Here is a 23,757-nt window from a genome sequence, read left to right on the forward strand (position 1 = left end):
CTCACGTCATATGGAGGGTCTGGGTGCCGATGACGGACAGCACCTGCAGCTTCTCGTGGCTCTCGCTGCCGGGGACGGCGGTGTAGACGAGCAGCCAGTGCGCCTGATCCGGGTCGATCAGCCGCTGGCAGGTGAGCTCCAGCGCGCCGACCTCGGGGTGGACGAAGTGCTTGACGTCCTTCGGGCGGATCCCGATCTCGTGGTCCTGCCACACCCGCCGGAACTCCTCGCTGCCGGCCAGCAGCAGGTCCGCGAGGTGCGCGGCCCGTGATCCGGGCCCGCGCAGGGTGACGATCTCGCGCAGCCCCGAGGCGTACATCCTGGTCAGGAACGCGTGCTCGCCCGGCGCGTAGAGCCGCCGCGCGGCGGGGTCGGTGAACCACCGGTAGCCGATGCTGCGGGCCGGCCCGGTGTAGCGGGTCGTGTCGCCGGTGAGCGCGACCCCCATCGGGGTCTGACGCAGGGTCTCGCCCAGCTCGGTGACGATCTCCGCGGGCGTGTCGGTCAGCCGGTCGAGGATGCGCAGCAGGCCGGGGCTGATGTGGTCGCCGGACGTGCCCCGCGCCGGCGGATTGTGCCCGGCGAGGCGGAACAGGTGGTCCCGCTCGTCGAGCGACAGGTGCAGCCCCTGCGCGATCGAGGCGAGCATCTGGTGCGACGGCTGCGGACCGCGCTCCCGCTCCAGCCGGGCGTAGTAGTCGGCCGACATGTTGCACAGGGACGCGACCTCCTCGCGCCGCAGGCCGCTGGTCCTGCGGCGCGGCCCGCGCGGCAGGCCCACGTCCTCGGGTTGCAGAGCCTCCCGGCGGTTGCGGAGGAACTCCGCCAGCCCGGCCCGATCGATCACCACATGTCCTCTTCCTCTGGGGTACGGCCTTTCTAACAGGTGCGCGCCGCGGCAGCCACGGACCGGTGAGCCGGGGATGGGCGGGTCCTGGATCCGCCCGTGCCGTCCGCCGAGGATCGAGGGCACGCCCACCCGAAGGAACAGGACCTCATGTCACGTACCCGAACCGACCTCACCGTGCCCGATCTGTCCGGCAAGCGCGCCGTCGTCACCGGGGCGAGCGACGGGATGGGCCTCGCCATGGCCACCCGCCTGGCCGCGGCCGGCGCGGAGGTCGTCATGCCCGTCCGCAACCCGCGCAAGGGGGAGAGCACGCTCGCCGCGATCAGGCGGGCCGTCCCCGGCGCGGACGTCTCGCTGCGCGCCCTCGACCTGTCCTCGCTCGACTCCGTCGCGGCCCTCGGCGCGGACCTGTGCGGCGAGGGCCGCCCGATCCACCTGTTCATCGGCAACGCCGGCGTCATGACGCCGCCCGACCGGCAGACCACCGCTGACGGGTTCGAGCTGCAGTTCGGCACCAACCACCTGGGCCACTTCGCCCTTGTCGGGCACCTGCTGCCGCTGCTGCGCGCGGGGCGGGCCCGCGTCACCTCGCAGATCAGCATCGCCGCCCGCCGCGGCGCCATCAACTGGGACGACCTGAGCTGGGAACGCGGCTACCACGGGCAGCGCGCGTACAGCCAGTCGAAGATCGCGTTCGGGCTGTTCGGCCTCGAACTGGACCGGCGCAGCAGGGCTCACGGCTGGGGCGTCACCAGCAACCTCGCCCACCCCGGCGTGGCGCCCACCAGCCTGCTGGCCGCCCGCCCCGAGCTGGGCCGCAGCCGCGACACCCCGCAGGTCCGCCTGATCCGGGCGCTCTCGGCCCGCGGCATCCTGCTCGGGACGGTCGAGACGGCGCAACTGCCCGCCCTCATGGCCGCCACCGGCCCCGACGCCAGGCCGGGAGCCCTGTACGGGCCCAGCGGCCCCGGCCACCTCGGCGGCCCGCCCGCCGAGCAGCCGCTCTACCCGCCGCTGCGCAGCACCGCCGACGCGGCCCGGATCTGGGCGGTCTCGGAGGAGCTGACGAAGGTCTCCTACCCGGCCTGACCCGCCCCGCTCAGCCGGCCTGGCGGTCGACGATCACGCCGCCGATCCCCGTACGGCCGGCCGGGGTGGCGACCAGCTCGACGGCGATGCTGTCGCGCAGATGCGCCCCGAGGACGCCGGCGACGGCGTCGGTGACGGTCCGCACGAGCCGGTCGGCGATCTCGTCGCTGTCGGGACGGGTGAACGCCGCCTCCCTGACGCCGAACGTGATCGCGGGCGCGGCCTCGTCGGCCGGCTTCCCCCGCAGGCCCCACCTCCCAGGGGGCACGCCGTCGAGGTGGATGACCGCGATGTCGCGCGGCTGCCCGTCCCCGAGGTGCTGCGGACGCTCGACCTCGCGCCCCGCCACCTGTCGCTGCTGGCCTACCTGCAGTACGACGGCTCTCTCACGGTGAGTCAGCTCGCCGAGCGCCTGGAGATCGCGCCGACGACCGTCAGCCTCATGGTGGGCGACCTGTCCCGCCGCGGCGTCCTGACCCGCGAGGAGGACGACGCCGACCGGCGGCGGCGGGTCGTCGCGATCGCCCCCCAGTACGTCGAGCCGATCCGCGAGTGGCTGTCGGGCAGCGCGCTGGCCTGGGCCGAGGTCCTGGCCGGCCTCACGCCCGCCGAGCGCGCCACGATCGTGCGCACGATGCGGGCTTACGAGACCGCCCTGGGCAGGCGCACGCACGGCTGAGCCCCCTTGCCCCGGGCGTGCTCCCGCGGCGAGCGACCGGGCTCAGTCGAGCAACGCGGTCGCCTCGACCTCCACGAGCACATCCGGCTCGAAGAGGTGGTCGACGCCGATGAGGGAGGCCGGCGGCATGGGGAGCCGGAGACCGATCTCCTCGGCGACGGCCTCGACCCCGGCCATGAAGTCGCCGATCTTCTCCGGGCTCCACCGGGTCACGTAAAACGTCAGGCGCACCACGTCCGCGAACGAGGCTCCCGCGCCCGCCAGGCCGAGGGCGGTGTTGCGCAGGGCCTGCGCGACCTGTCCGGCCAGATCGCCGGGGGCCACCGGGGCTCCGTCGGCCTTTCGTGCGATCTGCCCGCTGACATGGACATGAGTCGTGCCCGTGCCGACGGCGACGTGGTGGTAGGGGGTGGGCTGCAGCATGCCTTCAGGGGTGAAGTGCTTGACGGTCATGGCTGTTTCTCCTTGTCCCAGTAGGTATCTGTAAGCTACTTAGTAGGAGAAGGACACTTCAACGAGACCAGGTTTCGCCATGGATACCGACAGCGAGCTCCGCATCGACGCCCCGCACCGCGAACTCCTCGACCAGGTGCTCGACAAGTGGTCCCTCGGGGTGCTCAACGAGCTCTGCGAACGCCCCTGCCGCTTCAACGAGCTACGCCGGGCCATCCCCGCGGTCACGCAGAAGTCGCTGACCGCGACTCTTCGCCGTCTTGAGCGCAACGGGGTGATCGAACGCGAGGTCGTCTCCACGCGGCCGGTGGCGATCGTGTACCGGATCACCCCGCTCGGCAAGACCTTGCGGCAGCCCATCGACGTCCTGCTGGCCTGGGCCGGCGAGCACATGCCCGCCATCGAACGCGCCCGCGACGCGTTCGACCTGCGCGAAGACACAGGTCTCTGAGAGATCGCACCGGGAGCCGGGTGGCCGGTGGGCCGGTCAACGGCCTCCGGATCTGCGGTGGTGGGAGGCGCGGGCTTTGGCGCGGTTGCCGCAGAGCTCCATGGAGCACCAGGTCCGGCGCCGGTTGCGGGAGTGGTCGTAGTAGGCCCATCGGCAGCTCGGCTCCCGGCAGGCCTTCAGCCGCGTCCACGTACCGTCCGCCACGGCCTCGGCCACGACGGCGAGCAGCCCGGCCAGCGCCGCCTCCACCGGCCCCGGGTCGCGGGCGACCAGCCGGGGCGGGGAGACGGTCACGTCGAGCATCAGCGGGAGGTCGCGGGTGAGCTCGGCGAGCTCGGCGCGGGCGGCGGGGTCGAGGCCGTCCGGGCGCGGGCTGGAGACGGGCTCCTCGTTGTTCGCGGCGATCAACGCGCGCAGTCCCTCGCGGACCCGTCCGGCGCGGTCGCGCTGCTCGGCGGTCACCTCCGTGCCGGCGGGCACGAGGCCGCGGGCGTGCAGCCATGTCGCCAGTTGATCCGGCGTCGCGAGCTCGTCGCCGTCCTGGTGCCGGGTGTTGATGAACTCCTCGATCACGCGCAGCGGCTTCGGCGCCATCCCTGCCTCGGGCTCGGTTGCGCGCTCATTCTCCACGCCTCGCAGCCTATCCGGCTACAGACGATGGTAGGTTACCTAACCGACGTAAGCCTTACGACAGTTAGATGAGAAGGGATCGCTGATGAGCATCAGCATCGGCAACATCGGCATCGACACGAACGACCTGGCCGGCAGCACCGCCTTCTGGCAGGCGGTCACCGGCTATCAGGTCGCCTCCTCGGACGAGGGCGCCGCCTACCTGGAGGACGCGAACAAGAGCGGCGTCGGCCTGTCCCTGCAGGCCGTCCCCGAAGGACGGGAGGGCAAGAACCGGCTGCACCTGGACCTGTTCACCGACGACCTGGCGGGCGAGGTCGACCGGATCCAGGCCCTCGGCGCGAGCGAGGTGCGGCGCTTCGACAGCTGGGTCGTGCTGGCCGACCCCGAGGGCAACCAGTTCTGCGTCGTCGCCGCATAGCCGCACGCGCCGACGCGTCACCGCCGGTCGCGGTCCTCCCCCCGAGGACCGCGACCGGCTGCGGGTGCGGTACCGGCCGCCGGGCCGACGCGGTCGGCGACGACCTCGGCCGGCGCGTGCATGGTGACCTGCGCCCGGGAACGCCAGGCGGCGCCGGACACCCGGCGGGAGACGTACGCGGCGACGTCGTCGGACGCCGCAACCGCGACGGCAGCACCCGCTCCGGCTTCGCCGGCGCCCGCAGCGACGCCTCCTCGTCCCGCGACGGCGCTCCCGGTCGCGGTCCGCAGGCCGACGGTGATCGTCTCCTCGTCGTCGAGCAGCAACGGCGGCAGCATGGCACCGGCGCCGAGCCGGTAACCACACGGCACCGGGTCGCCGAGACTGCGCAGACGCTCCACGTCGGCCCGTACGGTCCGCCCGTTCACCGCGAGGCGTTGACCGTCGAGGGCGGCGGCCTGCTGGACCCCCTCGCCGCCGGAGCGGCGCACCGCTTCACCCGGACGGCGACGTTCCCGTCAGCCGGTAGCCGGTCGTGGGCGGAGCGCGTCGGTGAGGAGGTCGAGCAGGCGGTCGGTCTGCTCCTGAGGGGCGCCGGCGGTGATGGCGAGGAACACGCCGATGAGCAGGGCGGTGACGTCCTCGGCGGCGACGTCGGCGCGGAGGGTGCCCTGCGCCGCGCCCTCGCGGAGGATCGTGGCGATCGTGGTGGTGACGCGCTCGCGGGAGGGGGGCGCGATGCGTCCGGAGGCGTACCCGGCGCGCAGCGTGTCCATCATGCCGCGCTTGGTGGTGACGAAGGCGGCGTAGCGGCCCAGCCAGGTCCGCAGCGCCACGTCGGCGGGGTGCCGGCCGAGGAGGGCGGAGACGCTCGTGGTGACGGCTTCGAGCTCGGCCGCGTAGACGGCGTCGACCAGGTCCTCGCGGGTGGGGAAGTGGCGGTAGAGGGTGCCGATGCCGACCCCGGCCTGCCGGGCGATGGCCTCCAGCGCGACAGGGCCCTCGGCCGCGGCGAAGGCGGCCTGGGCGGTGGCGATGAGCTTGTCGCGGTTGCGGCGCGCGTCACGGCGCCCCGGCTGCTGAGCGGGCTGGGGCGGAGTGGTCTCGGGCGAGCTCAAAACGGAGGCACCTCCGGTAGTGCTACAGTGGAAGTAACGGAGGCACCTCCGTTTCCTCCATTCTCTCATGAGGGCAGGTCACCCATGACGTCCCCGTCCTTCCCCGCCACTCCTGCTCCGCGCCCCGGAGGCGCCGGCGAACTGGCCGGCCGTACGGTCTCCCGCGTGGGGTACGGCGCGATGCAGCTGGAGCGCCTGCACGGCGACCGCCGCGCCGCCGTCGCCCTGCTGCGCCACGCCGTCGAGCTCGGCGTCGACCACGTCGACACCGCCCAGTTCTACGGCGACGGCTTCGTCAACGAGGTCATCCGCGAGGCGCTCACGCCCGAGGACGACGTCCTGGTCGTCAGCAAGGTCGGCGCCGTCTCCGACCCCGGCGGCCCGTTCCCGCTGCGGCTGGCGCAGCGGCCCGAGGATCTGCGGACGAGCGTCGAGGACAACCTCGCCACGCTCGGGCTGGAGCAGATCCCGGTGGTCAACCTGCGCCGTACGGACTCCGGGATCAGCGTCCCCGTCCCCGACGACCAGATCGTCGGCCTCGACGACCAGCTCGCCGAAATGATCGCGCTGCGCGACGAAGGCAAGATCGGCGCGATCGGGCTGAGCAGCGTGACCGCGGACATCCTGCGCCGCGCGCTGCCGGCGGGCATCGTGTGCGTGCAGAACGCCTACAGCCTCGTGGCCCGTGACGACGAGGACGCGCTCCGGCTGTGCGAGGCCGAGCAGATCGCCTGGGTCCCCTACTTCCCGCTGGGCGGCGCGCTCCCGGGGCTGGCGAAGGTGGCCGACGAGCCCGCCGTGCTCGCCGCCGCCGAGCGCCTCGGCTGCACCCCCGCCCAGGTCGGCCTGGCCTGGCTGCTGCACCACTCACCCCGCACGCTGCTCATCCCGGGCACCGCCGACACCGGCCACCTCGAGGCGAACCTGGCCGTGGGCGCGATCACCCTCGACGACCAGACCCTCGCCGCCCTCGACGCCGTCCCCACCCGCCCGTTCCAGACTCTTGATGGTCTCAAGAGTTGACGCTATAAAGGGTCAGTGAGCGAGACGCCAGAGGACCTCTTCTTCCGTGAACTCGGCGGCGCCTGGGCCGAGCTGCGACAGGCGTTCCCCCGGCACATCGGCATGAGCCCCCAGCGCGTCCAGTTGCTCATCCGGCTGTGGCGCGACGGCGAGACCAGCCACAGCGACCTCCGCCACACGCTGGGCATCGACGGGGCGAGCGTCACGCGCCTGGTCAAGGAGTTCGAGGCCGACGGGCTGATCGGCCGCCGTCTCGACCCGGCCGACAACCGCTACACGCTGGCCGCGCTGACCCCGGCCGGCGAGCGGGCGGCGGCGGAGCTGGAGCGGGCGCACCAGTCCTACCAGGAGCGGCTCCTCGACGGCATCACCGCACAACAGCAGGAGATCGTGCTGGACGTGCTGCGCCGCGTCCGCGCGAACATGACCGAGCAGGAGAGCCCATGACCGACGACGACGTACGGGCCGCCGCCGAGCGCATGTACGCGGCGTTCAACGCCCAGGACTACGCCGCCACGACGGAGGTTTTCACCGCCGACTTCTACAGCCATCCCCTGGACGCGACGGGTCCCGACAGCGTCGCGCAAGCCTGGCGACGGCTCCACGAGTCCTTCCCCGACGTCCACGTCATGGTCGAGGACATGGTCGTGGAAGGGGACACGGCCGCGGTCCGTACGAGCATGCGCGGCATTCCAGGCCAGGGGTCGCCGACGATGCTGGAGATGTTCCGCGTGCGTGACGGACGCATCGCCGAGTTGTGGGGCCTGTCCTCACTGCAGCGCACAACTCCCTCGTTCAGCCGGTAGGTTCTGACGGGGCCGCCGAGCCGCGCCTGGTGCTCACCACGGTGCTAGGCGAGCTCATCCCCTACGACGCAACTTTTCCCGTGCCGACGGCATCCGACAAACCATGGGAATTCATACGTCACTGGCGGCACTCACCCTCGCCGGCTTAACAGCGGCCACCCAGCCTGCGGCCGCTGAGGCGCCCGCCACGATCGCCTACGCGCAGCGGACGCAGACGTGGGAAGTGGTGCTGACCAGCGGGCAGGTGGTGGAGGTCCCGGAGGCGCTGACCGTGGCGCCCAAGGACGCGGTCAACGAGGGGACGATCGCGCCGTTCCTGATCAGCGGGGACGGGCGGCACCTCTTCTACTACCGGAAGAAGGACGGCCTGTTCGTGGAGCGGACCGTGCACGGCAAGGAGCGGGTGGTCGCCAAGCGCATCACGGCGTACGCCATCGGCGAGGAGTGGCCGTTCGTGTCCTATGACGGCAGCTACGTGATCACGGGGACCTCGGGACCGGGCTTGGACGTGTTCGCGGACCTGCGGAAGCGCAAGGCGATGGGGCCGCCGGAGAGGACGGACGCGTGGGGCCTGTCCGGGTTCAGCCCTGACAGCAAGCGAGTGCTGCTGGGCGGGGAGCAGATGGTCGTGTTCGACCGGGCGCTGCGGCCCCGGCTGCGGCTGAAGACGCGGCTGGACCCGAGCGCGCTCGCGGGGGACTACACCACCTCGGCCGTGCTGGTCGGCAAGGGGAGCAAGTACCGCAAGGTGCGCCTGCTGAACCTGCGTACCGGTCGCGCGGGCGCCGTGGTGAAGGTGAAGCTTCCGCGCGGGCAGTACATCGACGACATCGACTTCGACCGGTCCGACCGGCTGATCGTGCGATCGAAGAGCGCGAAGGGAGTGGCGGTCTACCAGGTCTCGCGGAAGACGGGCGCGGTGAAGCTGCTGAAGGAGATCGAGCGGCCCGACGTGGCGGGATGGGTGCTCCCGGGCGACGACTGCTACGAGCCCTGGGCCGACAGGAAGTGAGCGGCCCGCTTGCGAATCTACATTGTAAAGGCGTTCGGCTGCTTTTCGGGCGTCGCCAGCGGTGACCGAAAAGCAGCCGAACCTCACAGGGCGGGTTAACCAGGGGTTCACCGGTCACCCGTACCTTGACGGGCCATGAGCTGGAAGTACAGGGCCAACGCGACACTCGAGGGATTGACCGGTTACACACTCACCCGCGCGGGGAGGCAGCGGGCGGCCGGGCCGCCGAAACCGCCGCCGCCGCCCAGGCCCGCCCCCGAGACGCAGCGGCTGCCCGGCGACGCGGTGCGCGGGCCGGTGGACCCGGCGCACGACCGGCTGCTGCGTGAGCCCGTCTTCCTGCTGTCGTCGGTGCGGTCCGGCTCGACCCTGCTGCGGGTGATCCTCAACTCGCACAGCCAGGTCCACTCGCCCATCGAGACCCATTTCCGCCGCATGACGGTGGGGTTCACCACCGAGCCCGTACGGCAGGCGATGCAGCTCCTCGGTCACACCCACAGCGACGTCGAGCACCTCGTCTGGGACCGGCTGCTGCACCGGGAGCTCCGGCGCAGCGGCAAGCCGATCCTGGTCGAGAAGACGCCGAGCAACGTGTTCGTGTGGCAGCGGCTCAGGACGTGCTGGCCGGACGCCAGGTTCGTGTTCCTGCTGCGGCACCCGATGTCGATCGTGCAGTCGTGGCACGAGGCCGACCCCGCCAAGCGGCCCATGACCGAGGCGGTGCCGCGGACGCTGGCGTACATGACCTATCTGCAGGAGGCCCGTACGCACCTGGAGGGTCACACGCTGCGTTACGAGGAGCTGGTCGCGGACCCGGAGGGGACGCTGAGGCCGCTCTGCGCGTTCCTGGGCGTGGAGTGGGAGCCGGGGATGCTCCAGTACGGCGACAAGGACCACGGAGCCTTCGAGAAAGGGGTGGGCGACTGGCGGGACAAGATCAAGAGCGGCACGGTCGTCGCCGGCCGCCCGCTGCCCCCGGCCGACGAGCTGCCTGCCGAGCTCAGGGAGATCGCCGGGCTCTGGGGCTACTGCTGACGGACGCGGGCTTCCGTTCCGGCAGAGTCCGCCTGCCGTTCGTCCGCGCTTCGCATGTCGATCACGCACGGCGTCGAAGGTGTCAGGAATGATCACCGCTCCCTCGCGCCGGACCCTCCTGGCCGGCGCGCTCGCCGGCCTGTCCGTCCGCGCCGCCGCGTCACCGGCGCGGGCGGCGGTCGCGCCCCGGCCCAACTTCCTCATCATCCTCGCCGATGATCTGGGCTGGGGCGAGATCGGCGTCCAGGGGCAGAAGAAGATCGCCACGCCGGCCATCGACCGGCTGGCCGCCGAAGGGGTGCGGTTCGAGACCGCCTACTCGGGGGCGCCGCTGTGCGCGCCGTCGCGCTGCTCCCTGCTCACCGGCCTGCACGCCGGGCACTCCACCGTGCGCGAGAACCCGGAGGGCGGCCCGCAGCGCGCGCTGGTGGAGGACGACCTGACCTTCGCCGAGCTGCTCCAGCTGTCCGGTTACCGCACCGCGTGCATCGGCAAGTGGGGTTTCGGGCCCGAGCGGCCCGGTCAGCCGTCCCACCCGAACGAGCGCGGCTTCGGCGAGTTCTTCGGCTACATCACCCACCGCCACGCCCACCAGTACTACCCGCGCTACCTGTGGCACAACGCCGGCAAGGTGGCGCTGGGCGGCAGGGCCTACGCGCCCGGCCTGTTCCTGCGGCGGGCCGTCGACTTCATCAGGGAGCCGTCCGAGCGGCCGTTCCTGCTCTACTTCCCGACCATCCTGCCGCACTCGCCGAGCGTGGTGCCGGGCGACGCCGGCCCGTACGAGAACCAGCCGTGGACCCGGCCCAACCGGCGTCACGCCGCCCAGGTCACCCTGCTGGACTCGCACGTGGAACGGCTCGTGGCCACGCTGCGCGAGACCGGCAAGGCCGCGAACACGATCGTGCTGTTCATGAGCGACAACGGTCCGCACCGCGAGAAGGGCGTGACCCCCGGCCTGTTCGACTCCAACGGCCCGCTCCGCGCCGACAAGCGCGACCTGTACGAGGGCGGCATCCGGGTGCCGCTGATCGCCTGGTCGCCGAGGCTGCGCCCCCGGGTCGAGACGCGGCCGGTGGCCTACTGGGACGTGCTGCCGACGCTGGCCGACCTGGCCGGGGTGCCGGCGCCCGACGGGATCGACGGCCGCTCGTTCCGCGGCATGTTCGACGGCGGCGACGGGCCCGGCCACCACCATCTGGTGTGGAACCGGCCGCGCAAGGCGCAGGCGATCCGCCGCGGCCGCTGGAAGGCGATCAGGTTCGCGCCCGGCATCGCGGGCGCCGGCCCCGGAGGCCGGATCGAGCTGTACGACCTCGACACCGACCTCGGCGAGCGCGAGGACCTGGCCTCCGAACGGCTGGAGCTGGTCGGCGAGCTGATGGAGCTGCTCGACCGGTCGATCGGCCCCGATCCCCGCCGCCCGTACGGGTTGAGGATGACCGTCTCGGGCGACCGGGTCACCGTGACGCTCGTCAACGGCTCGGCCGTCACGTGGCGGAGGGTGCGGCTCGCGCTGGACCTGCCGGGCGGGCGCAAGGTGACCGCCCGCCAGGAGGCGGCCGAGCTGGCGCCGGGCGAGAAGATCAGCGCGACCTTCCGCGTCCCCGGGCACGGAGTGGTCACCGGGTCGGCGTCCTTCCGCACGGGCAGCAGGCGGCACACGTTCCGCCGTGCCTACGACCACCAGCGCGGTCTCGTGTGAGCGGGCGAGCGCTGCCGAGGCCGGGACCGGCGCGTCGGATGTCGAACTCGACCCCCTGCGCGAGCGGCAGCTCGCCCGAGTAGTTGATCGTGTTCGTGGCCCGCGGCATGTAGCCGCGCCAGGCGTCGGAACCCGACTCGCGCCCGCCGCCGATCTCGGCTCCGGACGTGCCGATGTTGACGTTGACGATCCCGCAGTCCGAGCCCGCCGGCGACATGAACAGCTCGGCCTCGGCCTGGTCGCGGGTGAAGATGCTGGACGACAGGCCCTGCGGCACCGCGTTGTTGAGCGTGATCGCCTCGTCGAGGTCGTTGTAGGTCAGGACGTACAGGATCGGTGCGAACGTCTCCTCGCGCACGACCGTGCTCTGCTCCGGCATGCGCACCAGCGCGGGCTCGGCGTAGTACGCGGCGGGCGCCTGCTCCGCCAGCCTGCGCCCGCCGCCCGCCAGCAGGGTGCCGTTCTGGTCGGAGGCGGCCCGCAGGGCCTGCTGCATGGCGTCGGGGGCGCGGCCGCTGATCAGCGGCCCGACCAGGGTGCCGGCCGCCATGGGGTCACCGATCGGCAGCCGGGAGTAGGCGTGGCGCGCCCTGCTCGGCCGCGGCCCGCTCCAGCAGGGCGGCGCAGGCCAGCGCGGTGAGCGGCGTCAGCTCCGACGGCTTCCACACCACCGGGTCGCCGCAGACCAGCGCGATGGCGGTGTTCCAGGCCCACACGGCGGCGGGGAAGTTGAACGCGCTGATCACCCCGACGACGCCGAGCGGGTGCCAGGTCTCCATCAGCCGGTGCCCCGGCCTTTCGGAGCTGATCGTGCGCCCGTGCAGCCGGCGCGACAGGCCGAGCGCGTAGTCGCAGATGTCGATCCTTTCCTGCACCTCGCCGAGCGCCTCCGAGGTGATCTTGCCGACCTCCAGGCTGACCAGTGTGGCCAGGTACGGCTTGTGCCCGGTGAGCAGCTCGCCGAACCGCTTGACCAGCGCGCCCCGGACCGGAGCGGGCACCGTGCGCCAGGCCAGGAAAGCCTGCCCGGCGCGCGTCACGGCCGAGTCCACCTCGGCGGCCCCGGCCCGGTCCACGTCGGCCAGCCGGCCGCCGTTGATCGGCGACACGGTCGTGAGCGCCGCCGGTGCCGCCGGTGAGCTCGACGCCGCAGCGCTTGGCGGTCTCCAGGGCGAGCGCGGACAACTCGGCCGGCGAGGGGAGCGTCGTGTGCATGGATAAGGCTTCTTGGGAGAACAAGTTCAGACGATGTTGAGCTCGGGACGGGACCCGGCGTGCGCGAAGCGGCCGGCGTCGAAGCCGCTGACGTCGGTGAACGGCGTCCGGTCGAGGTAGAGGTCGCGGACAACCTCGCCGACGGCCGGGCTCATCAGGAAGCCGTGCCCGGAGAAGCCGGTGGCGTAGAGGAAGCGGTCGACGTTCCTGGCGACGCCGATGAGGGCGTTGTGGTCGGGGGTCACCTCGTACAGGCCGGCCCAGCCGGTGGCGATGCCGGTCTCCATCAGGGCGGGCGCGCGGCGCGCCATCGCCTCGCCCAGCCTGGGCAGCCAGGCGTCGGAGCGGTCGAGCTTGAAGCCGGGCGTCTCCTCCGGATCGGACATGCCGAGCAGCAGTCCCTGGCCCTCCCGGTGGAAGTAGAACGTGGTGCCGAAGTCGATCGTGAACGTGGTCGGCGGCAGCCCGGGGATGGGCTCGGTGAGCAGCACCTGGCGGCGCAGCGGCTCGACCGGCAGGTCCACGCCGGCCCACGCGCCGACCGTGCGGGACCAGGCGCCCGCGGCGCAGACGACGGTGCCGGTCTCGATGCGCCCGCCCTCGGTGTGCACCGCGACGATGCGGTCGCCGTCCAGCTCGATGCCGGTCGCGGCGCAGTTGGGCAGCAGCCGGGCGCCGTGCCGGCGGGCGGCGCCCGCGTACCCGAGGACGACGGACTCGGGCGTGCAGTGACCGTCGGCGGGGGAGTAGGCGCCGGCGAGCAGGCCGTCGGCGTCGATCAGCGGCGACAGCCGGGCCGCCTCGCGCACGGAGACCATCCGGCTGGGCACGCCGAGGTCGTTCTGCACGGCGACGTTCTTCTCGAACTCGGCGACGGCCTCCGGCGAGTCGAGCAGGAACAGGTATCCGGCCTTGTGCAGGTCGATCTCCTGCCCGAAGCGCCTGGTGAACGTCTCGAACGTCTCCAGGCTGCGCGCGCCCAGCTCGATGTTGACCCGGTCGGAGAACTGCGCGCGCACCCCGCCGGCGGCCTTCGACGTCGAGCCCGACCCGAGCGGGCCCTTGTCGACGAGCACCACGTCCTGGGTTCCGGCCGCGGCGAGGGAGTGGGCGATGGAGACGCCCATGCAGCCGCCGCCGATGATCACCACTGACGCGTGGCGGGGCAGTTCGCGCCCGGTTTCGTTCATGGACCCGTTCCTTTGTCGATTGCAGAACCGCCCACGCTGTCGCGATCGAGGAACCGCGTGGGGACGACCGTGCGCCGGCCGCGTCCGCCGCCGGCCGGCGCGGGGTGGGCGATCTTGGTGAAGAGCTGCTCGGCCGCGGTGCGTCCCATGTCGTAGGTGGGCTGCACGACGACGGAGATGCGCGGTCGGACCAGCGTGGTCCACTCCAGGTCGTCGAACCCGAGCAGCGACATCTCCTCCGGGACCCGCACCCCCAGCTCCGACAGCAGCGAGAACGCGCTCTTGGTCATGTAGCTGTCGGCGGTGAACAGGGCGGTCGGCGGATCGTCGAGCGCGAGCACGGCCGCCACCGCCTCCAGCCGGCGTTCCGGCGCGCTGCCCTGCGGCACGAGGGCGATGAGGTCACGGTCGGCGGGCAGCCCGGCCCCGGCCAGCGTCCGCAGGTAGCCGCGGATGCGGTCGAGCGACGGACGCGACGGCCCGGCGACGCTGGCGCGGATCTTGCCGATGCGCAGCGAAGGCGGCTCCTCCGGCTGTACGGACCCCAGGAAGGCGATACGGCGGTGCCCGCGAGCGATGAGATGGCCGATGGCATGGGCGGTGCCGTCCTCGTTGTCGGCGACGACGCTGTCGATGCCGGCGTCGCTGAGCTGGCGGTCGAGCGAGACGACCGGGACCCCGGCATCGGTGACGGCGTCGATGTGGGCGTGCTCGCGCACGGAGACGGGGGTGATGACGATGCCGTCCACCTCGTGCGAGAGCAGCACGCGGGTGGCCTCCTGCTCCTGGGCGAGCTGGTCGTCGGTGTTCATGACGATGACCTTGGAGCCCTGTCTCCGCGCCACGTCACAGATGCCGCGCATGGCGCTGGAGAAGAAGGCGTCGGAGATGTCCGCGCAGACGAAGCCGATGATGTCGGACTTGCCGCTGCGCATGGTGCGGGCGATGCGATTGACCTCGTAGCCGAGCTCCCTGGCCGCCTCGCTCACCCGTTCCATGACCTCTCGGCTGCTGTAGCCGTATCCGCCGAGGGCGCGGGCGGCGGTGGCTCTGGAGACGCCCGCGCGGGCCGCGACGTCCTTGAGGTTGGGCCGCGCGCCCTTGGCCGGTCTCGGCGGTCCGGGTTCAGTCGCCACGTTCACTTCCTTGTCGAGGGGATGCCGTGTGATCGACGGCCGGGGCGGTGGCAGCGTAACTCACGGGCGGGACGTCCGCAGGGCGGCAGTTCACAGCGCGACTTCGACGCCCGTGCCCGACCGGCGAGCCCGTTCGTAGGCGCGCCAGGCGAGCACCGCGTCCTGGACGCCGAGGCCGTTGCCGTGGAAGAGGACGACCTGGTCGCCGCGGGTGCGTCCCGGATCGGCCCCGCTCAGGACGTCCGCGAGAGGACGGACGGCCTCCGGTGCGAGCACGCCGGACGCGACGGCCTCCATGATCGGGCCGTTGCCGCGCAGCGCCTGCTCGGGCAGGTCGGCGTAGGTCAGGTCGGCGCGCTCGGCGCAGGCGAGGTCCAGCTCGCGGCGGTCGGGCGCGTACGAACCCAGGGTGAGCACGGTCGTGCCGGGGCGCAGCCAGGCGCCCTCGACGACGGGGACGCGGCTGAGCGTGCAGGTGGCGATCACGGTGCTGCGCTCGCACAGTTCGCGAGGCGAGGCGGCCACCTCGGCGCCGCCGGACGGTCGGCGGGCGCCGGCGGCGAGCCGCGGGCTCCACATCAGCACCCGTCCGACCGGCAGGAGCGCGCGCATCAGGCGGACGACCTCCGCGGCCTGCACTCCCGCGCCGAGCACGCCCAGCGTGTGCGGTCCGGCGGCGGGCGCGAGGGCGCGGGCGGCCGAGACGAGGCCACCGGCCGTGCGCAACGCGGTGATGGTGGCGCCGTTGAGCAACGCGACCGGCTCTCCGGTGCCGGGGTCGTGCAGGGTGACCGTGGCGTGGACCGCGGGCAGGCCGAGCTCGGCGTTGCCGGGCTGCTGCGTGCCGGACTTGACCGCCACGCCCGTCTCGCCGCCGACGACGGCGCTGTGCACGAACGCCATCCCGTCCGGCGCGTACGTCGCGTGGTGGGTGTGCGCCGACCGCACCCTGTCCTGGCCGGCGGCCAGCAGGAAGGCGTGGTCCTGGGCGGCCACGACGTCGGCGGCGGTGAGCACCGCCCTGATCTGGGCGTCCGACAGCACCAGGACGCTCATCACAGCACCCTGGCAAGGAACGAGCGGGTGCGTTCGTGCTCGGGGGCGCCGAAGATCTGCTCGGGCGGGCCCGACTCGACGACGACCCCGCCGTCCATGAACACCACGTGGTCGGCGACGTCGCGGGCGAAGCCCATCTCATGGGTGACCACGACCATGGTCATACCCTCGCCGGCGAGGTCGCGCATCACGTCGAGCACGTCGCCCACCAGTTCGGGGTCGAGCGCGGAGGTCGGCTCGTCGAACAGCATGAGCTTGGGCCGCATGGCCAGCGAGCGTGCGATGGCCACCCGCTGCTGCTGACCGCCCGACAACGACTCCGGGTACGCCTCGGCCTTCTCGGCCAGCCCCACCTTGGACAGCAGCTCCATGGCCTGCCGTCGGGCGGTGGCGCGGTCGACTTTGTTGACCACCATGGGGCCCTCGGTGACGTTCTCGATCACGCGGCGGTGCGGGAAGAGGTGGAAGCCCTGGAAGACCATGCCCATCTGACGGCGCTGCACCGCGAGCCGGCCGGCGGACATCTGGTGCAGCACGCCGTTCTTCCAGTGGTGCCCCATGGGCTCGCCGTCGAGGTAGACGTGGCCGCTGTCGGGCGTCTCCAGCAGGTTGACGCAACGCAGCAGCGTGCTCTTGCCCGAGCCGGAGGGGCCGATGACGCACTGCACCTGGCCGGCGTGCACGTCCAGGGACACGTCGCACAGCACGCGGTGGCCGCCGAAGCTCTTGCTGACCTGCTCGATGCGCAGGAGGGGAACGTCCATTACGCCTTTCCGATCGACGGGAGGAAGCGCAGCTGCCTGGTGGTCCGCACAGGGGTGGCGCGCGTCAGCTTGAGCCGCTTCTCGATCTGCTGCTGAGCCACGGTGAGCAGTGTCGTCAGCACCAGGTACCAGATGGTCGCCACGAGCAGCAGCGGGATCGTCTTGTAGTTGCGCGAGTAGATCATCTGCGCGCTGTAGAGCAGGTCGGGCGTGGCCAGCACGCTCACCAGAGAGGTGAACTTCAGCATCGAGATGAGGTCGTTGCCGATCGGCGGGATGACGATGCGCAGCGCCTGCGGCAGCACGATCCGCCGCATCACCTGGTAGCGGGACATCCCGATGGCCAGCGCCGCCTCGGTCTGGCCCTTGGAGACCGCCTGGATGCCGGCCCGGATCATCTCCGCCGCGTATGCGCTCTCGGTCAGGGCCAGCCCCAGGATCGCCGCCGAGAACGACGAGATCAGCGTGTTGGTGTCCCATTCTCCCACCGTCGGCCCGAACGGGATCCCGAGCGAGATCGTCGGGACGAGCGTGGCCAGGTTGAACCAGAACACCATCTGCACCAGCGGCGGCACGCCCCGGAAGAACCACAGCCAGAGCCAGCTCACCGACCGGAACAGCGGGTTGGCCGACAGCCGCATGATCGCCAGCAGGATGCCGATGGCCAGCCCGATCACCATGGCCAGCACGGTCAGCTCCAGCGTCGTCAGCAGGCCGCGCATGATCTCGGCGTCGAAGAGGTACTGCAGGACGACCGACCAGCGCAGGTTCTCGTTCGTCACCAGCAGGTGCACGAACGCCACGATCAGCAGGACGAGCACCGCACCGCCGACCCACCACCAGGGATGCCGCAGCGGCACCCGCCGGACGCCTTCGGCGCTGCGGAACTCCCTCGTCTGCTCTGCCATCGTCATCGTCGGGCTCCTTGGTCAGTGGGGTCGGGGGCGTGCGGGGCGGGCTTCTCGTGCGTACGGGGTCAGCCTTCGGGGTTGGCCTGGGTGATGAGGACGGCCTGCTTGAGGTCGCCCTGACTGGTCACGCCCCACTGCGAGCGGATCTTCGTGTAGGTGCCGTCGTCGATGACGGCCTGCAGCGCCGCCTTGAGCGCCGGCCCGAGCGGGCTGTCCTTCTTCACGCCCAGCCCGTTGTAGACGGCGTTGACCAGCAGGTCGGAGACGTCCATGGCGCCGCTCTGCTTGGCGCTGTACTTGAGCTTGCCGGAGCCGGCGGCGACGAGCTGCACCCGGCCGGAGGTGACGGCCAGCTCGGCGGACGGCTGGTCCTTGAACTGCTCGATCTTCATCGGGGTCGAGCCGCAGAGCTTGGCGTTGTTGTCGGTGAGGTACTTGTACTCCCACGCGCCGGTGAGCACCGCGACGGTCTTGCCGCAGGTGTCCTCGACCTTCTGGATGTTCAGCCCGGCGCCCTTCTTCCAGCCGAAGGCCGTGCCCTCCTTCTGCAGGGGCACGAAGTCGAGGCTCTCCAGCCGGTCCGGCGTGACGCCGAGCGAGGCGACGGCGAGATCGTAGCGGCCGTTGTCCAGGCCGGGGATGATCATGTCGAAGCCGGTGGCGGTGTAGGCGAAGTTCACGCCCATCCTGGCCGCCATGGCCTTGGCGACGTCCACGCTCCAGCCCTTGATCTCACCGTTCTCGGCGTACTCCTCGGGCGCCCAGTCACTGAAGACGGCGACCTTGATGTCCTTCACGCCTTGCGGGACGAGCTTGGCGACGGCGGGGTCGGCGGCCTGGGCCGCTGCCGTGGCGGCCGCGGGCGAGGCCGAGGTCCCGCTCTGCGAGCCGCCGCCGCAGGCGGTCAGGACGAGGACCGCGCACGCCGACAGCGCGGCGAGCGTGGCGCCGTTGCGGCGGCCGCTGGTTCGGATCATGTGGTTTCCTCCGCTGATAGGGGGGTTACGGGGGCCAGATCGGGAGTGAGAGGTGAGGGGTGCCCGAAGGCGCCGAGCGAGGTGCACACCTCGGCGGCGCGGGTGACGGCGCGGCGCAGGATCTCCCGCCCGCCGAGCCCGGCCGACAGCCCGGCCAGGGCGTGCGCGATGAAGGTGTCCCCGGCGCCCAGCGTGTCCACGACGTCCACCGGCACGGCCGGCTCGACGAGCAGCTCATGCCCGTCGAACAGCCGCGCGCCGCCTGCTCCGCGCGTGGCCAGCGCCGCCCGGGCGCCCTTCGCGCAGGCCCAGCGCAACAGGTCTGCCGTCTGCGCCTCGCTCAGGTGGGAGGCGGAGAAAAAGGCGTAGGTGACGTACGGGATCAGCGCGGCGGCGTAGTCGTCGCCGGTGTGGGCGTCGAAGTCGAACGACAGCGGCACCCGCTCCGCGACGGCCGGCAACTGCTCTTCCAGGGCGGCCGAGTAGCTGGAGTGCGCCAGCTCGTGCCCGGCGATGAACTCGAGGTCCCGCTCGTCGAGCCGGAAGGGGGCCACGCCGCGGTCGAAGGGGCCGAAGGTGCGCTCCCCGGCGACGTTGACGACGGTGGCGTAACCCGTCGGCCCGGCCAGCCTGCGCAGCCGGGAGATGTCCACGCCTTCGGCCAGCAGCGCCGCCGCCAGCCGCTCGCCGCGCTCGTCGCGCCCGGCCGCGCCCACGTAGGAGGAGCGGGCGCCGGCGCGGGCCGCGTGGACGGCCACGTTGACGCAGTTCCCGCCCGGGAACATGCGATCGGCCTCCACGTAGCAGTCCATGATGTTGTCGCCGACGGCGGCCAGTCGCATCAGTACTCGACCCGCCACATGTAGCGGCGTTCGGTCAGCGGCCGGCCGGAGTAGGACTCGAAGTGCTGGGCCAGCCGGGCGGTGACAGCGCTGGCCATGACGAACGCGCCGACCGTGGCCCGCAGCTCCTTCGGCACGCCCGGCAGCGACAGGGTGGCGCCGTCGATGATGTGGTTGCGTTCGTTGTAACGCTCCAGGAAGCGGATGGCGCGCTCGCCCATGGGCCGGGTGGCGTCCTCGCCCAGCAGCACGATCACCGGCACGCCGCCGTCGATCACCTCGAACGCGCCGTGCAGGAACTCGCCCGAGCCGGTGGCCACGGCGTGCTTGAGCTGCATCTCCTGCAGGTAGCACGCGGCGAAGGTCTGGGCGGCGCCCTCCAGCGGGCCGGAGCCGAGGACGTACACGCACGGCTCGTCCACGCACGCCTCCGCGATGGCCCGCAGCCGGTCGTCCAGTTCGTGCACCGCGCTCTCGAACGCGGCTCCGCAGTCGCGGAACACGGCGACCGCGGCGTCAAAGTCGCTGTCCACGCCCTGGGCCTTGAGCAGGGCGTAGGCGATGTAGCCCTGCAACACCTGCTTGGCCTCCACGCTGCGGTGGAGCACGATGTCCGCCGCCTCCTTCGCCACCAGGCTCTCGGGGTCCTTGGTGACCAGCAGCACGGGGGCGCCCGCCGCACGGGCGAAACGCACGGCCCGCGCCGTCTCGGGCGTGCCGCCGTTGGTGCTGGCGGCGATCACGACCGAGTCGGGGCCGAGAGCGGCGGGGCCGCGCAGCATGAACTCGTCGGCGTTCATCGCGACCACCGGGATGGGGGAACGTTCCAGCACGAATCGCATGGCGCCGAACATGAACAACGATCCGCCGCAGCCGACCAGGTAGATGGCCCTGGTGGTCGGCTTGAGCGCCTTGTTCACGAAAGCGGTCACCTGGGCTTCGATCTCCGGGGTCACCGCCTGGTCCAGGTCGGCGCGGAAAGTCTCGGGAATGTCGCCGAGGGGACGGAGAAGCTGGCGTACCTGCGACATCAGGATGCTCCAATGTGAGATCGATCTCAGATGCGGTAGATGATGCCCCTCCCGGTGGCCCACCGTCAAGAGGTCGCCGGACGGCGGCGAGAGCTCTGGCACTGCTCGCGAACCGCGGCGGGCGGGAAGGGGGAACCCGGCCGGGAACAGCGGTGCCAGGGTGGCGCGGACGGCGTTCGCCTGGAGAACGGGATCCCTCGAAGGGGGCGGTCAAGCCGGAGCCGGGCGGCTGCGCGGGCCCGCCATCGGCGGGGAGGTCCTCCTTGACCTGCGAGAGCACGCGTTCGACGCCCTCATCCAGGCCACGCGAGTGATGGCCGGTGCGTCGGCGTCCCAGGGACGTTGACAGAGTAACCAACCAAGCGCATGCTCGCTTTCGGCGGGTGGGCCGACCGGCTCGCCCCTGTCCGAAGGGATCACCGATGCGATCTGCCTCACCGGCCTCGGACGACCTCACCCCCCGTGGGCGCAGCCGCCGTTCCCTGCTCATCGCGGGCGGGATCATGGTCACCGGCGCGGCCCTCGGCCAGGACCCGGCCTACGCCGACGCCGACTACGACGTGGTGGTGGTCGGCTCGGGAGCCGCCGGCATGACCGCGGCCCTCACCGCCGCCAAGCGCGGGCTGAGCACCGTCGTGCTGGAGAAGGCGCCGACGTTCGGCGGGTCGGCGGCCCGGTCGGGGGCGGGCATCTGGATCCCGTGCAACGAGGTGATCCTCGCCGCCGGCGTGCCGGACACGCCCGCCAAGGCCGCCGCCTACCTCGCCCGCGTGGTGGGCGACACCGTCCCGGCCGCGCGGCAGCAGGCGTTCCTCGCCGCGGGACCGGAGATGATCTCGTTCGTGATGCGCAACAGCCCGCTGCGCTTCCGGTTCATGGACGGCTACTCCGACTACTATCCGGAGTTCCCCGGCGGCATGCCGGGCGGGCGTTCCATCGAGCCCGACCAGTTCGACGGCAACCTCCTCGGGCCGGAGCTGGCCCGGCTCAACGCGCCGTACATCCCGACCCCGGCGGGCATGGTCGTCTTCAGCGCCGACTACAAGTGGCTGAACCTCGCCCTGGTCAACCCGCAAGGGGCGGCGGTGTCGGCGGCGTGCCTGCTGCGCGGCACGCAGGCCGCGCTGCGCGGCGAGAAGCCGCTCACCATGGGCCAGGCGCTGGCCGGGGGACTGCGGGCCGGGCTGCTGGCGGCCGGGGTCCCCGTGTGGCTGAACACCCCGCTGCTCGACCTGCACGTCGAGAACGGCCGCGTCGCGGGCGTGGTCACCTCGGCCGGGCTGGTCAGGGCCAGGCGCGGGGTGATCGTCGGGTCGGGCGGGTTCGAGCACAGCGCCGCCATGCGCGCGGAGTTCCAGCGCCAGCCCATCGGGACGAGCTGGACCGTCGGCGCCAAGGAGAACACCGGCGACGGCATCGAGGCCGGCGAGCGGGCCGGGGCGGCCCTGGACCTGATGGACGACGCCTGGTGGGGGCCGGTGATCCCGCTGCCCGACGAGCCGTACTTCTGCCTGGCCGAGCGTACGCTGCCGGGCTGCGTCATCGTCAACGGCAGCGGCCGCCGCTTCGTCAACGAGGCCGCCCCCTACAGCGACGTCGTGCACGTGATGTACGACCGCAACAGCCCGTCCGACCCGCACATCCCCGCCTGGCTGATCGTCGACCAGCAGTACCGCAACAAGTACCTGTTCAAGGACCTCGCCCCGCTGCTGCCCTTCCCCGACTCCTGGTACGACAGCGGCGCCCTGTTCAGGGCCCCGACCATCGAGCAGCTCGCCCGGAAGATCGGCGTGCCCGAGGCGGCCCTGCGCGCCACGGTCACCCGCTTCAACGGGTTCGCCCTGACCGGGCGGGACCCCGACTTCCACCGCGGCGACAGCGCCTACGACCACTACTACGCCGACCCGTACGTGCGGCCCAACCCGTGCCTGGCGCCGCTCTGGCTGCCGCCCTTCTACGCCTTCAAGATCGTCCCCGGTGATCTGGGCACGAAGGGCGGCCTGCGCACCGACGCCCGCGCCCGCGTCCTGCGGGCGGACGGCTCGGTGATCCCCGGCCTGTACGCGGCCGGCAACGCCAGCGGCGCGGTCATGGGCCACAGCTACGCCGGCTCCGGCTCGACGATCGGCCCGGCCATGACGTTCGGCTACATCGCCGCCAACGACCTCGCGGGGACGCGGCCCTGAGCTTCCCGCTGTGACGGTTCGTCGCCTGCCCGCGGCCGCGCCGCCCACGCTCGCGCATCTCGGTCCTCGTGTCAGGCAGGCGCCGGGCTGGTCGTCGTCGCCGAGTGCATGGGATCGTCACGGTGGAAGATCGCCAGGAGGGCGAACCAGACCAGGATCATGATCCCGGCCGGGCGGAGGAACTCCTCGGCGAGAACGGCGCCGACGAAGGAGTAGCCGGCGAGCCAGACGCCGGTGACGACGCCGACCACGCGGACCGGCCAGGAACGGCTGACCAGGGAACTCGCCACGATCCAGACGCCGGCGAGGACGTGGCCGCCGAGCCGGACCGCCCAGGCCGTGTCGTACTCGACCCCGTTGATCATCAGAATGCCGGCGAGCACGTCGAGCGTCACCCAGCCGTACCCTGCGGCCTTGGCCCAGGACGCCGCGTCCAGCCGCGATACCAGGAAGAGGATCGAGAGGTGGAAGAAGACGCCCAGGTATTCTCCCCATGCCACGTCCGGGTCCACGAAGAAGGCGATCACGGCAGGAAGGAACAGGAGCAGGGGCAGGAGCGCCACCAGGCGCAGGCCGGCGTAGTGCCGTCCGGGATCGAGCATGGGAGTGGTCCTCTGTACGTCGAGTTGTCCGGTCGGGTCGAACACTAGAAAGAGAAGCGTTGATATGTCAACAGTTGGGCCGGGCGAAGGGACTGAACTGTGGCTGCGCTGGAAACGCGCCCACGAGACGATCCGCGCCGCTGTCGTCGCCGAGACCACCGCGGCCTCCGGCGTGTCCGAGCCGGAACTGAGCGTCCTCGTCTGCCTGCACGAGTCCGGCGGTAGCCTCCGGCAGAACGCCCTCGCCGCCGCCCTCGGCTGGGACCGGACCCGGCTGTCGCACCTGCTCACCCGGATGACCGACCGCGGCTACGTGGCCCGCGACAAGGTCCCGAACGGGATGGAGGTCGCGCTGTGCCCGCAGGGCAGGCAGGTGCTTGACGCGACGTTGCCGACACTGGAGACAGCCACCCGCCGTCACCTGCTGGACCGGCTCGGCCCGGACGACGCCAAAACCCTCAAGGCCCTCGTCGATCGCCTCCTGTCCGGCGAAGGGGCCGGCTGACGCCCGGGCTCGGCGGCTAGCTAGTCCGGATCTGGCCGGCTCGGACGGCCTGGGAGATCGTGCCCTCAAC

The 23,757-nt window shown here is 71.9% G+C and carries 26 protein-coding genes and 2 pseudogenes; 12 read left to right on the forward strand and 16 right to left on the reverse strand.

Translation table 11 applies throughout. The features are described 5' to 3' along the window. Nucleotide 1: 1 nt before the first annotated feature. Nucleotides 2–847: a helix-turn-helix transcriptional regulator gene (locus tag AC27IY_RS31970; protein WP_487180779.1), complete on the reverse strand. Its 846-nt coding sequence runs from the start codon at nt 845–847 to the stop codon at nt 2–4. Between the two features lie 150 nt (nt 848–997). Here AC27IY_RS31970 and AC27IY_RS31975 point away from each other — a divergent pair, with 150 nt between their 5' ends. Then, nucleotides 998–1,939, forward strand: coding sequence for an SDR family oxidoreductase (locus AC27IY_RS31975; protein ID WP_487180180.1), 942 nt, complete (start codon nt 998–1,000; stop codon nt 1,937–1,939). 10 nt (nt 1,940–1,949) lie between these two features. Here the strand turns inward: AC27IY_RS31975 and AC27IY_RS31980 are convergent, their stop codons facing one another. Further along, entirely contained in the window at nt 1,950–2,207 is a 258-nt protein-coding gene (locus AC27IY_RS31980; RefSeq protein ID WP_487180181.1) for a hypothetical protein, read from the reverse strand. A 9-nt stretch (nt 2,208–2,216) separates the two neighbouring features. Here AC27IY_RS31980 and AC27IY_RS31985 point away from each other — a divergent pair, with 9 nt between their 5' ends. Continuing rightward, nucleotides 2,217–2,618 carry a MarR family winged helix-turn-helix transcriptional regulator gene (locus AC27IY_RS31985; RefSeq protein WP_487180182.1) on the forward strand — a complete coding sequence of 134 codons (402 nt, stop codon included), beginning with the start codon at nt 2,217–2,219 and terminating at the stop codon, nt 2,616–2,618. A 42-nt stretch (nt 2,619–2,660) separates the two neighbouring features. Here AC27IY_RS31985 and AC27IY_RS31990 read toward each other — a convergent pair whose 3' ends face one another. After that, nucleotides 2,661–3,071, reverse strand: coding sequence for a RidA family protein (locus AC27IY_RS31990; protein WP_487180183.1), 411 nt, complete (start codon nt 3,069–3,071; stop codon nt 2,661–2,663). Between the two features lie 79 nt (nt 3,072–3,150). Between AC27IY_RS31990 and AC27IY_RS31995 the strand changes: the two genes are divergently transcribed. Then, the gene (locus tag AC27IY_RS31995) at nt 3,151–3,522 is read left to right on the forward strand and encodes a winged helix-turn-helix transcriptional regulator (protein ID WP_364446581.1); all 372 of its coding nucleotides are present in this window, start codon (nt 3,151–3,153) and stop codon (nt 3,520–3,522) included. 36 nt (nt 3,523–3,558) lie between these two features. Here the strand turns inward: AC27IY_RS31995 and AC27IY_RS32000 are convergent, their stop codons facing one another. Further along, the gene (locus AC27IY_RS32000) at nt 3,559–4,152 is read right to left on the reverse strand and encodes a CGNR zinc finger domain-containing protein (RefSeq protein WP_344207892.1); all 594 of its coding nucleotides are present in this window, start codon (nt 4,150–4,152) and stop codon (nt 3,559–3,561) included. A gap of 85 nt (nt 4,153–4,237) precedes the next feature. Between AC27IY_RS32000 and AC27IY_RS32005 the strand changes: the two genes are divergently transcribed. Further along, on the forward strand, nt 4,238–4,573 hold the full coding sequence (locus AC27IY_RS32005) for a VOC family protein (RefSeq protein ID WP_423450057.1): 336 nt from the start codon (nt 4,238–4,240) through the stop codon (nt 4,571–4,573). Nucleotides 4,574–4,766: 193 nt separating this feature from the next. On the opposite strand, the pseudogene AC27IY_RS32010 reads toward AC27IY_RS32005, so the two are convergent. Continuing rightward, a pseudogene (locus AC27IY_RS32010) lies at nt 4,767–5,013 on the reverse strand (DNA-binding transcriptional regulator); the annotation flags it as partial. 78 nt (nt 5,014–5,091) lie between these two features. After that, a complete protein-coding gene (locus AC27IY_RS32015) occupies nt 5,092–5,691 on the reverse strand; it encodes a TetR/AcrR family transcriptional regulator (protein WP_487180184.1) in 600 nt (199 codons plus the stop codon). Between the two features lie 84 nt (nt 5,692–5,775). Here AC27IY_RS32015 and AC27IY_RS32020 point away from each other — a divergent pair, with 84 nt between their 5' ends. From AC27IY_RS32020 to AC27IY_RS32045, 6 genes are all read left to right on the forward strand, one after another. Beyond that, entirely contained in the window at nt 5,776–6,714 is a 939-nt protein-coding gene (locus AC27IY_RS32020) for an aldo/keto reductase (protein WP_423450061.1), read from the forward strand. Nucleotides 6,715–6,729: 15 nt separating this feature from the next. Beyond that, the gene (locus AC27IY_RS32025) at nt 6,730–7,161 is read left to right on the forward strand and encodes a MarR family winged helix-turn-helix transcriptional regulator (RefSeq protein WP_423475854.1); all 432 of its coding nucleotides are present in this window, start codon (nt 6,730–6,732) and stop codon (nt 7,159–7,161) included. Next, the gene (locus AC27IY_RS32030) at nt 7,158–7,520 is read left to right on the forward strand and encodes an ester cyclase (RefSeq protein ID WP_423475853.1); all 363 of its coding nucleotides are present in this window, start codon (nt 7,158–7,160) and stop codon (nt 7,518–7,520) included. The genes AC27IY_RS32025 and AC27IY_RS32030 overlap by 4 nt, the downstream gene beginning before the upstream one ends. Before the next feature lie 103 nt (nt 7,521–7,623). Then, a complete protein-coding gene (locus tag AC27IY_RS32035; protein WP_487180185.1) occupies nt 7,624–8,532 on the forward strand; it encodes a hypothetical protein in 909 nt (302 codons plus the stop codon). A 174-nt stretch (nt 8,533–8,706) separates the two neighbouring features. Then, the gene (locus AC27IY_RS32040) at nt 8,707–9,567 is read left to right on the forward strand and encodes a sulfotransferase family protein (RefSeq protein WP_487180186.1); all 861 of its coding nucleotides are present in this window, start codon (nt 8,707–8,709) and stop codon (nt 9,565–9,567) included. A gap of 88 nt (nt 9,568–9,655) precedes the next feature. Next, nucleotides 9,656–11,272: a sulfatase-like hydrolase/transferase gene (locus AC27IY_RS32045; RefSeq protein WP_487180187.1), complete on the forward strand. Its 1,617-nt coding sequence runs from the start codon at nt 9,656–9,658 to the stop codon at nt 11,270–11,272. Between the two features lie 40 nt (nt 11,273–11,312). Here the strand turns inward: AC27IY_RS32045 and AC27IY_RS32050 are convergent. The 9 genes and pseudogenes from AC27IY_RS32050 to AC27IY_RS32090 all read right to left on the reverse strand — a co-directional run. Further along, nucleotides 11,313–12,378, reverse strand: a pseudogene (locus AC27IY_RS32050) (aldehyde dehydrogenase family protein); the annotation flags it as partial. Nucleotides 12,379–12,513: 135 nt separating this feature from the next. Continuing rightward, a complete protein-coding gene (locus AC27IY_RS32055; RefSeq protein ID WP_487180188.1) occupies nt 12,514–13,677 on the reverse strand; it encodes an NAD(P)/FAD-dependent oxidoreductase in 1,164 nt (387 codons plus the stop codon). After that, complete coding sequence (locus tag AC27IY_RS32060; protein WP_371247739.1) at nt 13,674–14,813, reverse strand: LacI family DNA-binding transcriptional regulator; 1,140 nt, start codon at nt 14,811–14,813, stop codon at nt 13,674–13,676. Before AC27IY_RS32060 ends, AC27IY_RS32055 begins: the two co-directional genes overlap by 4 nt. 90 nt (nt 14,814–14,903) lie before the next feature. Next, entirely contained in the window at nt 14,904–15,869 is a 966-nt protein-coding gene (locus tag AC27IY_RS32065) for an ornithine cyclodeaminase family protein (protein WP_487180189.1), read from the reverse strand. Continuing rightward, nucleotides 15,869–16,633, reverse strand: coding sequence for an amino acid ABC transporter ATP-binding protein (locus tag AC27IY_RS32070; protein ID WP_487180190.1), 765 nt, complete (start codon nt 16,631–16,633; stop codon nt 15,869–15,871). Before AC27IY_RS32070 ends, AC27IY_RS32065 begins: the two co-directional genes overlap by 1 nt. Beyond that, on the reverse strand, nt 16,633–17,547 hold the full coding sequence (locus AC27IY_RS32075) for an amino acid ABC transporter permease (protein WP_344207913.1): 915 nt from the start codon (nt 17,545–17,547) through the stop codon (nt 16,633–16,635). The genes AC27IY_RS32070 and AC27IY_RS32075 overlap by 1 nt, the downstream gene beginning before the upstream one ends. A 62-nt stretch (nt 17,548–17,609) precedes the next feature. Next, nucleotides 17,610–18,521: a transporter substrate-binding domain-containing protein gene (locus AC27IY_RS32080; protein ID WP_344207914.1), complete on the reverse strand. Its 912-nt coding sequence runs from the start codon at nt 18,519–18,521 to the stop codon at nt 17,610–17,612. Next, nucleotides 18,518–19,363, reverse strand: coding sequence for a PfkB family carbohydrate kinase (locus tag AC27IY_RS32085; protein ID WP_344207915.1), 846 nt, complete (start codon nt 19,361–19,363; stop codon nt 18,518–18,520). Before AC27IY_RS32085 ends, AC27IY_RS32080 begins: the two co-directional genes overlap by 4 nt. Then, the gene (locus tag AC27IY_RS32090) at nt 19,363–20,394 is read right to left on the reverse strand and encodes an SIS domain-containing protein (RefSeq protein ID WP_344207916.1); all 1,032 of its coding nucleotides are present in this window, start codon (nt 20,392–20,394) and stop codon (nt 19,363–19,365) included. The genes AC27IY_RS32085 and AC27IY_RS32090 overlap by 1 nt, the downstream gene beginning before the upstream one ends. Nucleotides 20,395–20,816: 422 nt before the next feature. On the opposite strand from AC27IY_RS32090, the gene kstD reads away from it, so the two are divergent. Continuing rightward, a complete protein-coding gene (kstD, locus tag AC27IY_RS32095) occupies nt 20,817–22,580 on the forward strand; it encodes a 3-oxosteroid 1-dehydrogenase (protein WP_487180191.1) in 1,764 nt (587 codons plus the stop codon). Between the two features lie 71 nt (nt 22,581–22,651). Here kstD and AC27IY_RS32100 read toward each other — a convergent pair whose 3' ends face one another. Then, nucleotides 22,652–23,182, reverse strand: coding sequence for a hypothetical protein (locus AC27IY_RS32100; RefSeq protein ID WP_371247729.1), 531 nt, complete (start codon nt 23,180–23,182; stop codon nt 22,652–22,654). A gap of 64 nt (nt 23,183–23,246) precedes the next feature. Between AC27IY_RS32100 and AC27IY_RS32105 the strand changes: the two genes are divergently transcribed. After that, nucleotides 23,247–23,687 (forward strand): MarR family winged helix-turn-helix transcriptional regulator, encoded by a 441-nt coding sequence (locus AC27IY_RS32105; protein ID WP_487180192.1) that lies wholly within the window; start codon nt 23,247–23,249, stop codon nt 23,685–23,687. Nucleotides 23,688–23,757 lie beyond the last annotated feature (70 nt).

The organism is Nonomuraea sp. B208, from assembly GCF_057536035.1.

Bases quoted from the DNA above. Each gene is read 5' to 3' on its own strand.
- AC27IY_RS31990 (WP_487180183.1), bottom strand. From the start codon at position 3,071: ATGACCGTCAAGCACTTCACCCCTGAAGGCATGCTGCAGCCCACCCCC.
- AC27IY_RS32005 (WP_423450057.1), top strand. From the start codon at position 4,238: ATGAGCATCAGCATCGGCAACATCGGCATCGACACGAACGACCTGGCC.
- AC27IY_RS32065 (WP_487180189.1), bottom strand. From the start codon at position 15,869: ATGAGCGTCCTGGTGCTGTCGGACGCCCAGATCAGGGCGGTGCTCACC.
- AC27IY_RS32105 (WP_487180192.1), top strand. From the start codon at position 23,247: ATGTCAACAGTTGGGCCGGGCGAAGGGACTGAACTGTGGCTGCGCTGG.
- AC27IY_RS32045 (WP_487180187.1), top strand. From the start codon at position 9,656: ATGATCACCGCTCCCTCGCGCCGGACCCTCCTGGCCGGCGCGCTCGCC.
- AC27IY_RS32055 (WP_487180188.1), bottom strand. From the start codon at position 13,677: ATGAACGAAACCGGGCGCGAACTGCCCCGCCACGCGTCAGTGGTGATC.
- AC27IY_RS32100 (WP_371247729.1), bottom strand. From the start codon at position 23,182: ATGCTCGATCCCGGACGGCACTACGCCGGCCTGCGCCTGGTGGCGCTC.
- AC27IY_RS32080 (WP_344207914.1), bottom strand. From the start codon at position 18,521: ATGATCCGAACCAGCGGCCGCCGCAACGGCGCCACGCTCGCCGCGCTG.
- AC27IY_RS32090 (WP_344207916.1), bottom strand. From the start codon at position 20,394: ATGTCGCAGGTACGCCAGCTTCTCCGTCCCCTCGGCGACATTCCCGAG.
- AC27IY_RS32020 (WP_423450061.1), top strand. From the start codon at position 5,776: ATGACGTCCCCGTCCTTCCCCGCCACTCCTGCTCCGCGCCCCGGAGGC.
- kstD (WP_487180191.1), top strand. From the start codon at position 20,817: ATGCGATCTGCCTCACCGGCCTCGGACGACCTCACCCCCCGTGGGCGC.
- AC27IY_RS31995 (WP_364446581.1), top strand. From the start codon at position 3,151: ATGGATACCGACAGCGAGCTCCGCATCGACGCCCCGCACCGCGAACTC.
- AC27IY_RS32070 (WP_487180190.1), bottom strand. From the start codon at position 16,633: ATGGACGTTCCCCTCCTGCGCATCGAGCAGGTCAGCAAGAGCTTCGGC.
- AC27IY_RS31975 (WP_487180180.1), top strand. From the start codon at position 998: ATGTCACGTACCCGAACCGACCTCACCGTGCCCGATCTGTCCGGCAAG.
- AC27IY_RS32085 (WP_344207915.1), bottom strand. From the start codon at position 19,363: ATGCGACTGGCCGCCGTCGGCGACAACATCATGGACTGCTACGTGGAG.
- AC27IY_RS32030 (WP_423475853.1), top strand. From the start codon at position 7,158: ATGACCGACGACGACGTACGGGCCGCCGCCGAGCGCATGTACGCGGCG.
- AC27IY_RS32035 (WP_487180185.1), top strand. From the start codon at position 7,624: ATGGGAATTCATACGTCACTGGCGGCACTCACCCTCGCCGGCTTAACA.
- AC27IY_RS32075 (WP_344207913.1), bottom strand. From the start codon at position 17,547: ATGACGATGGCAGAGCAGACGAGGGAGTTCCGCAGCGCCGAAGGCGTC.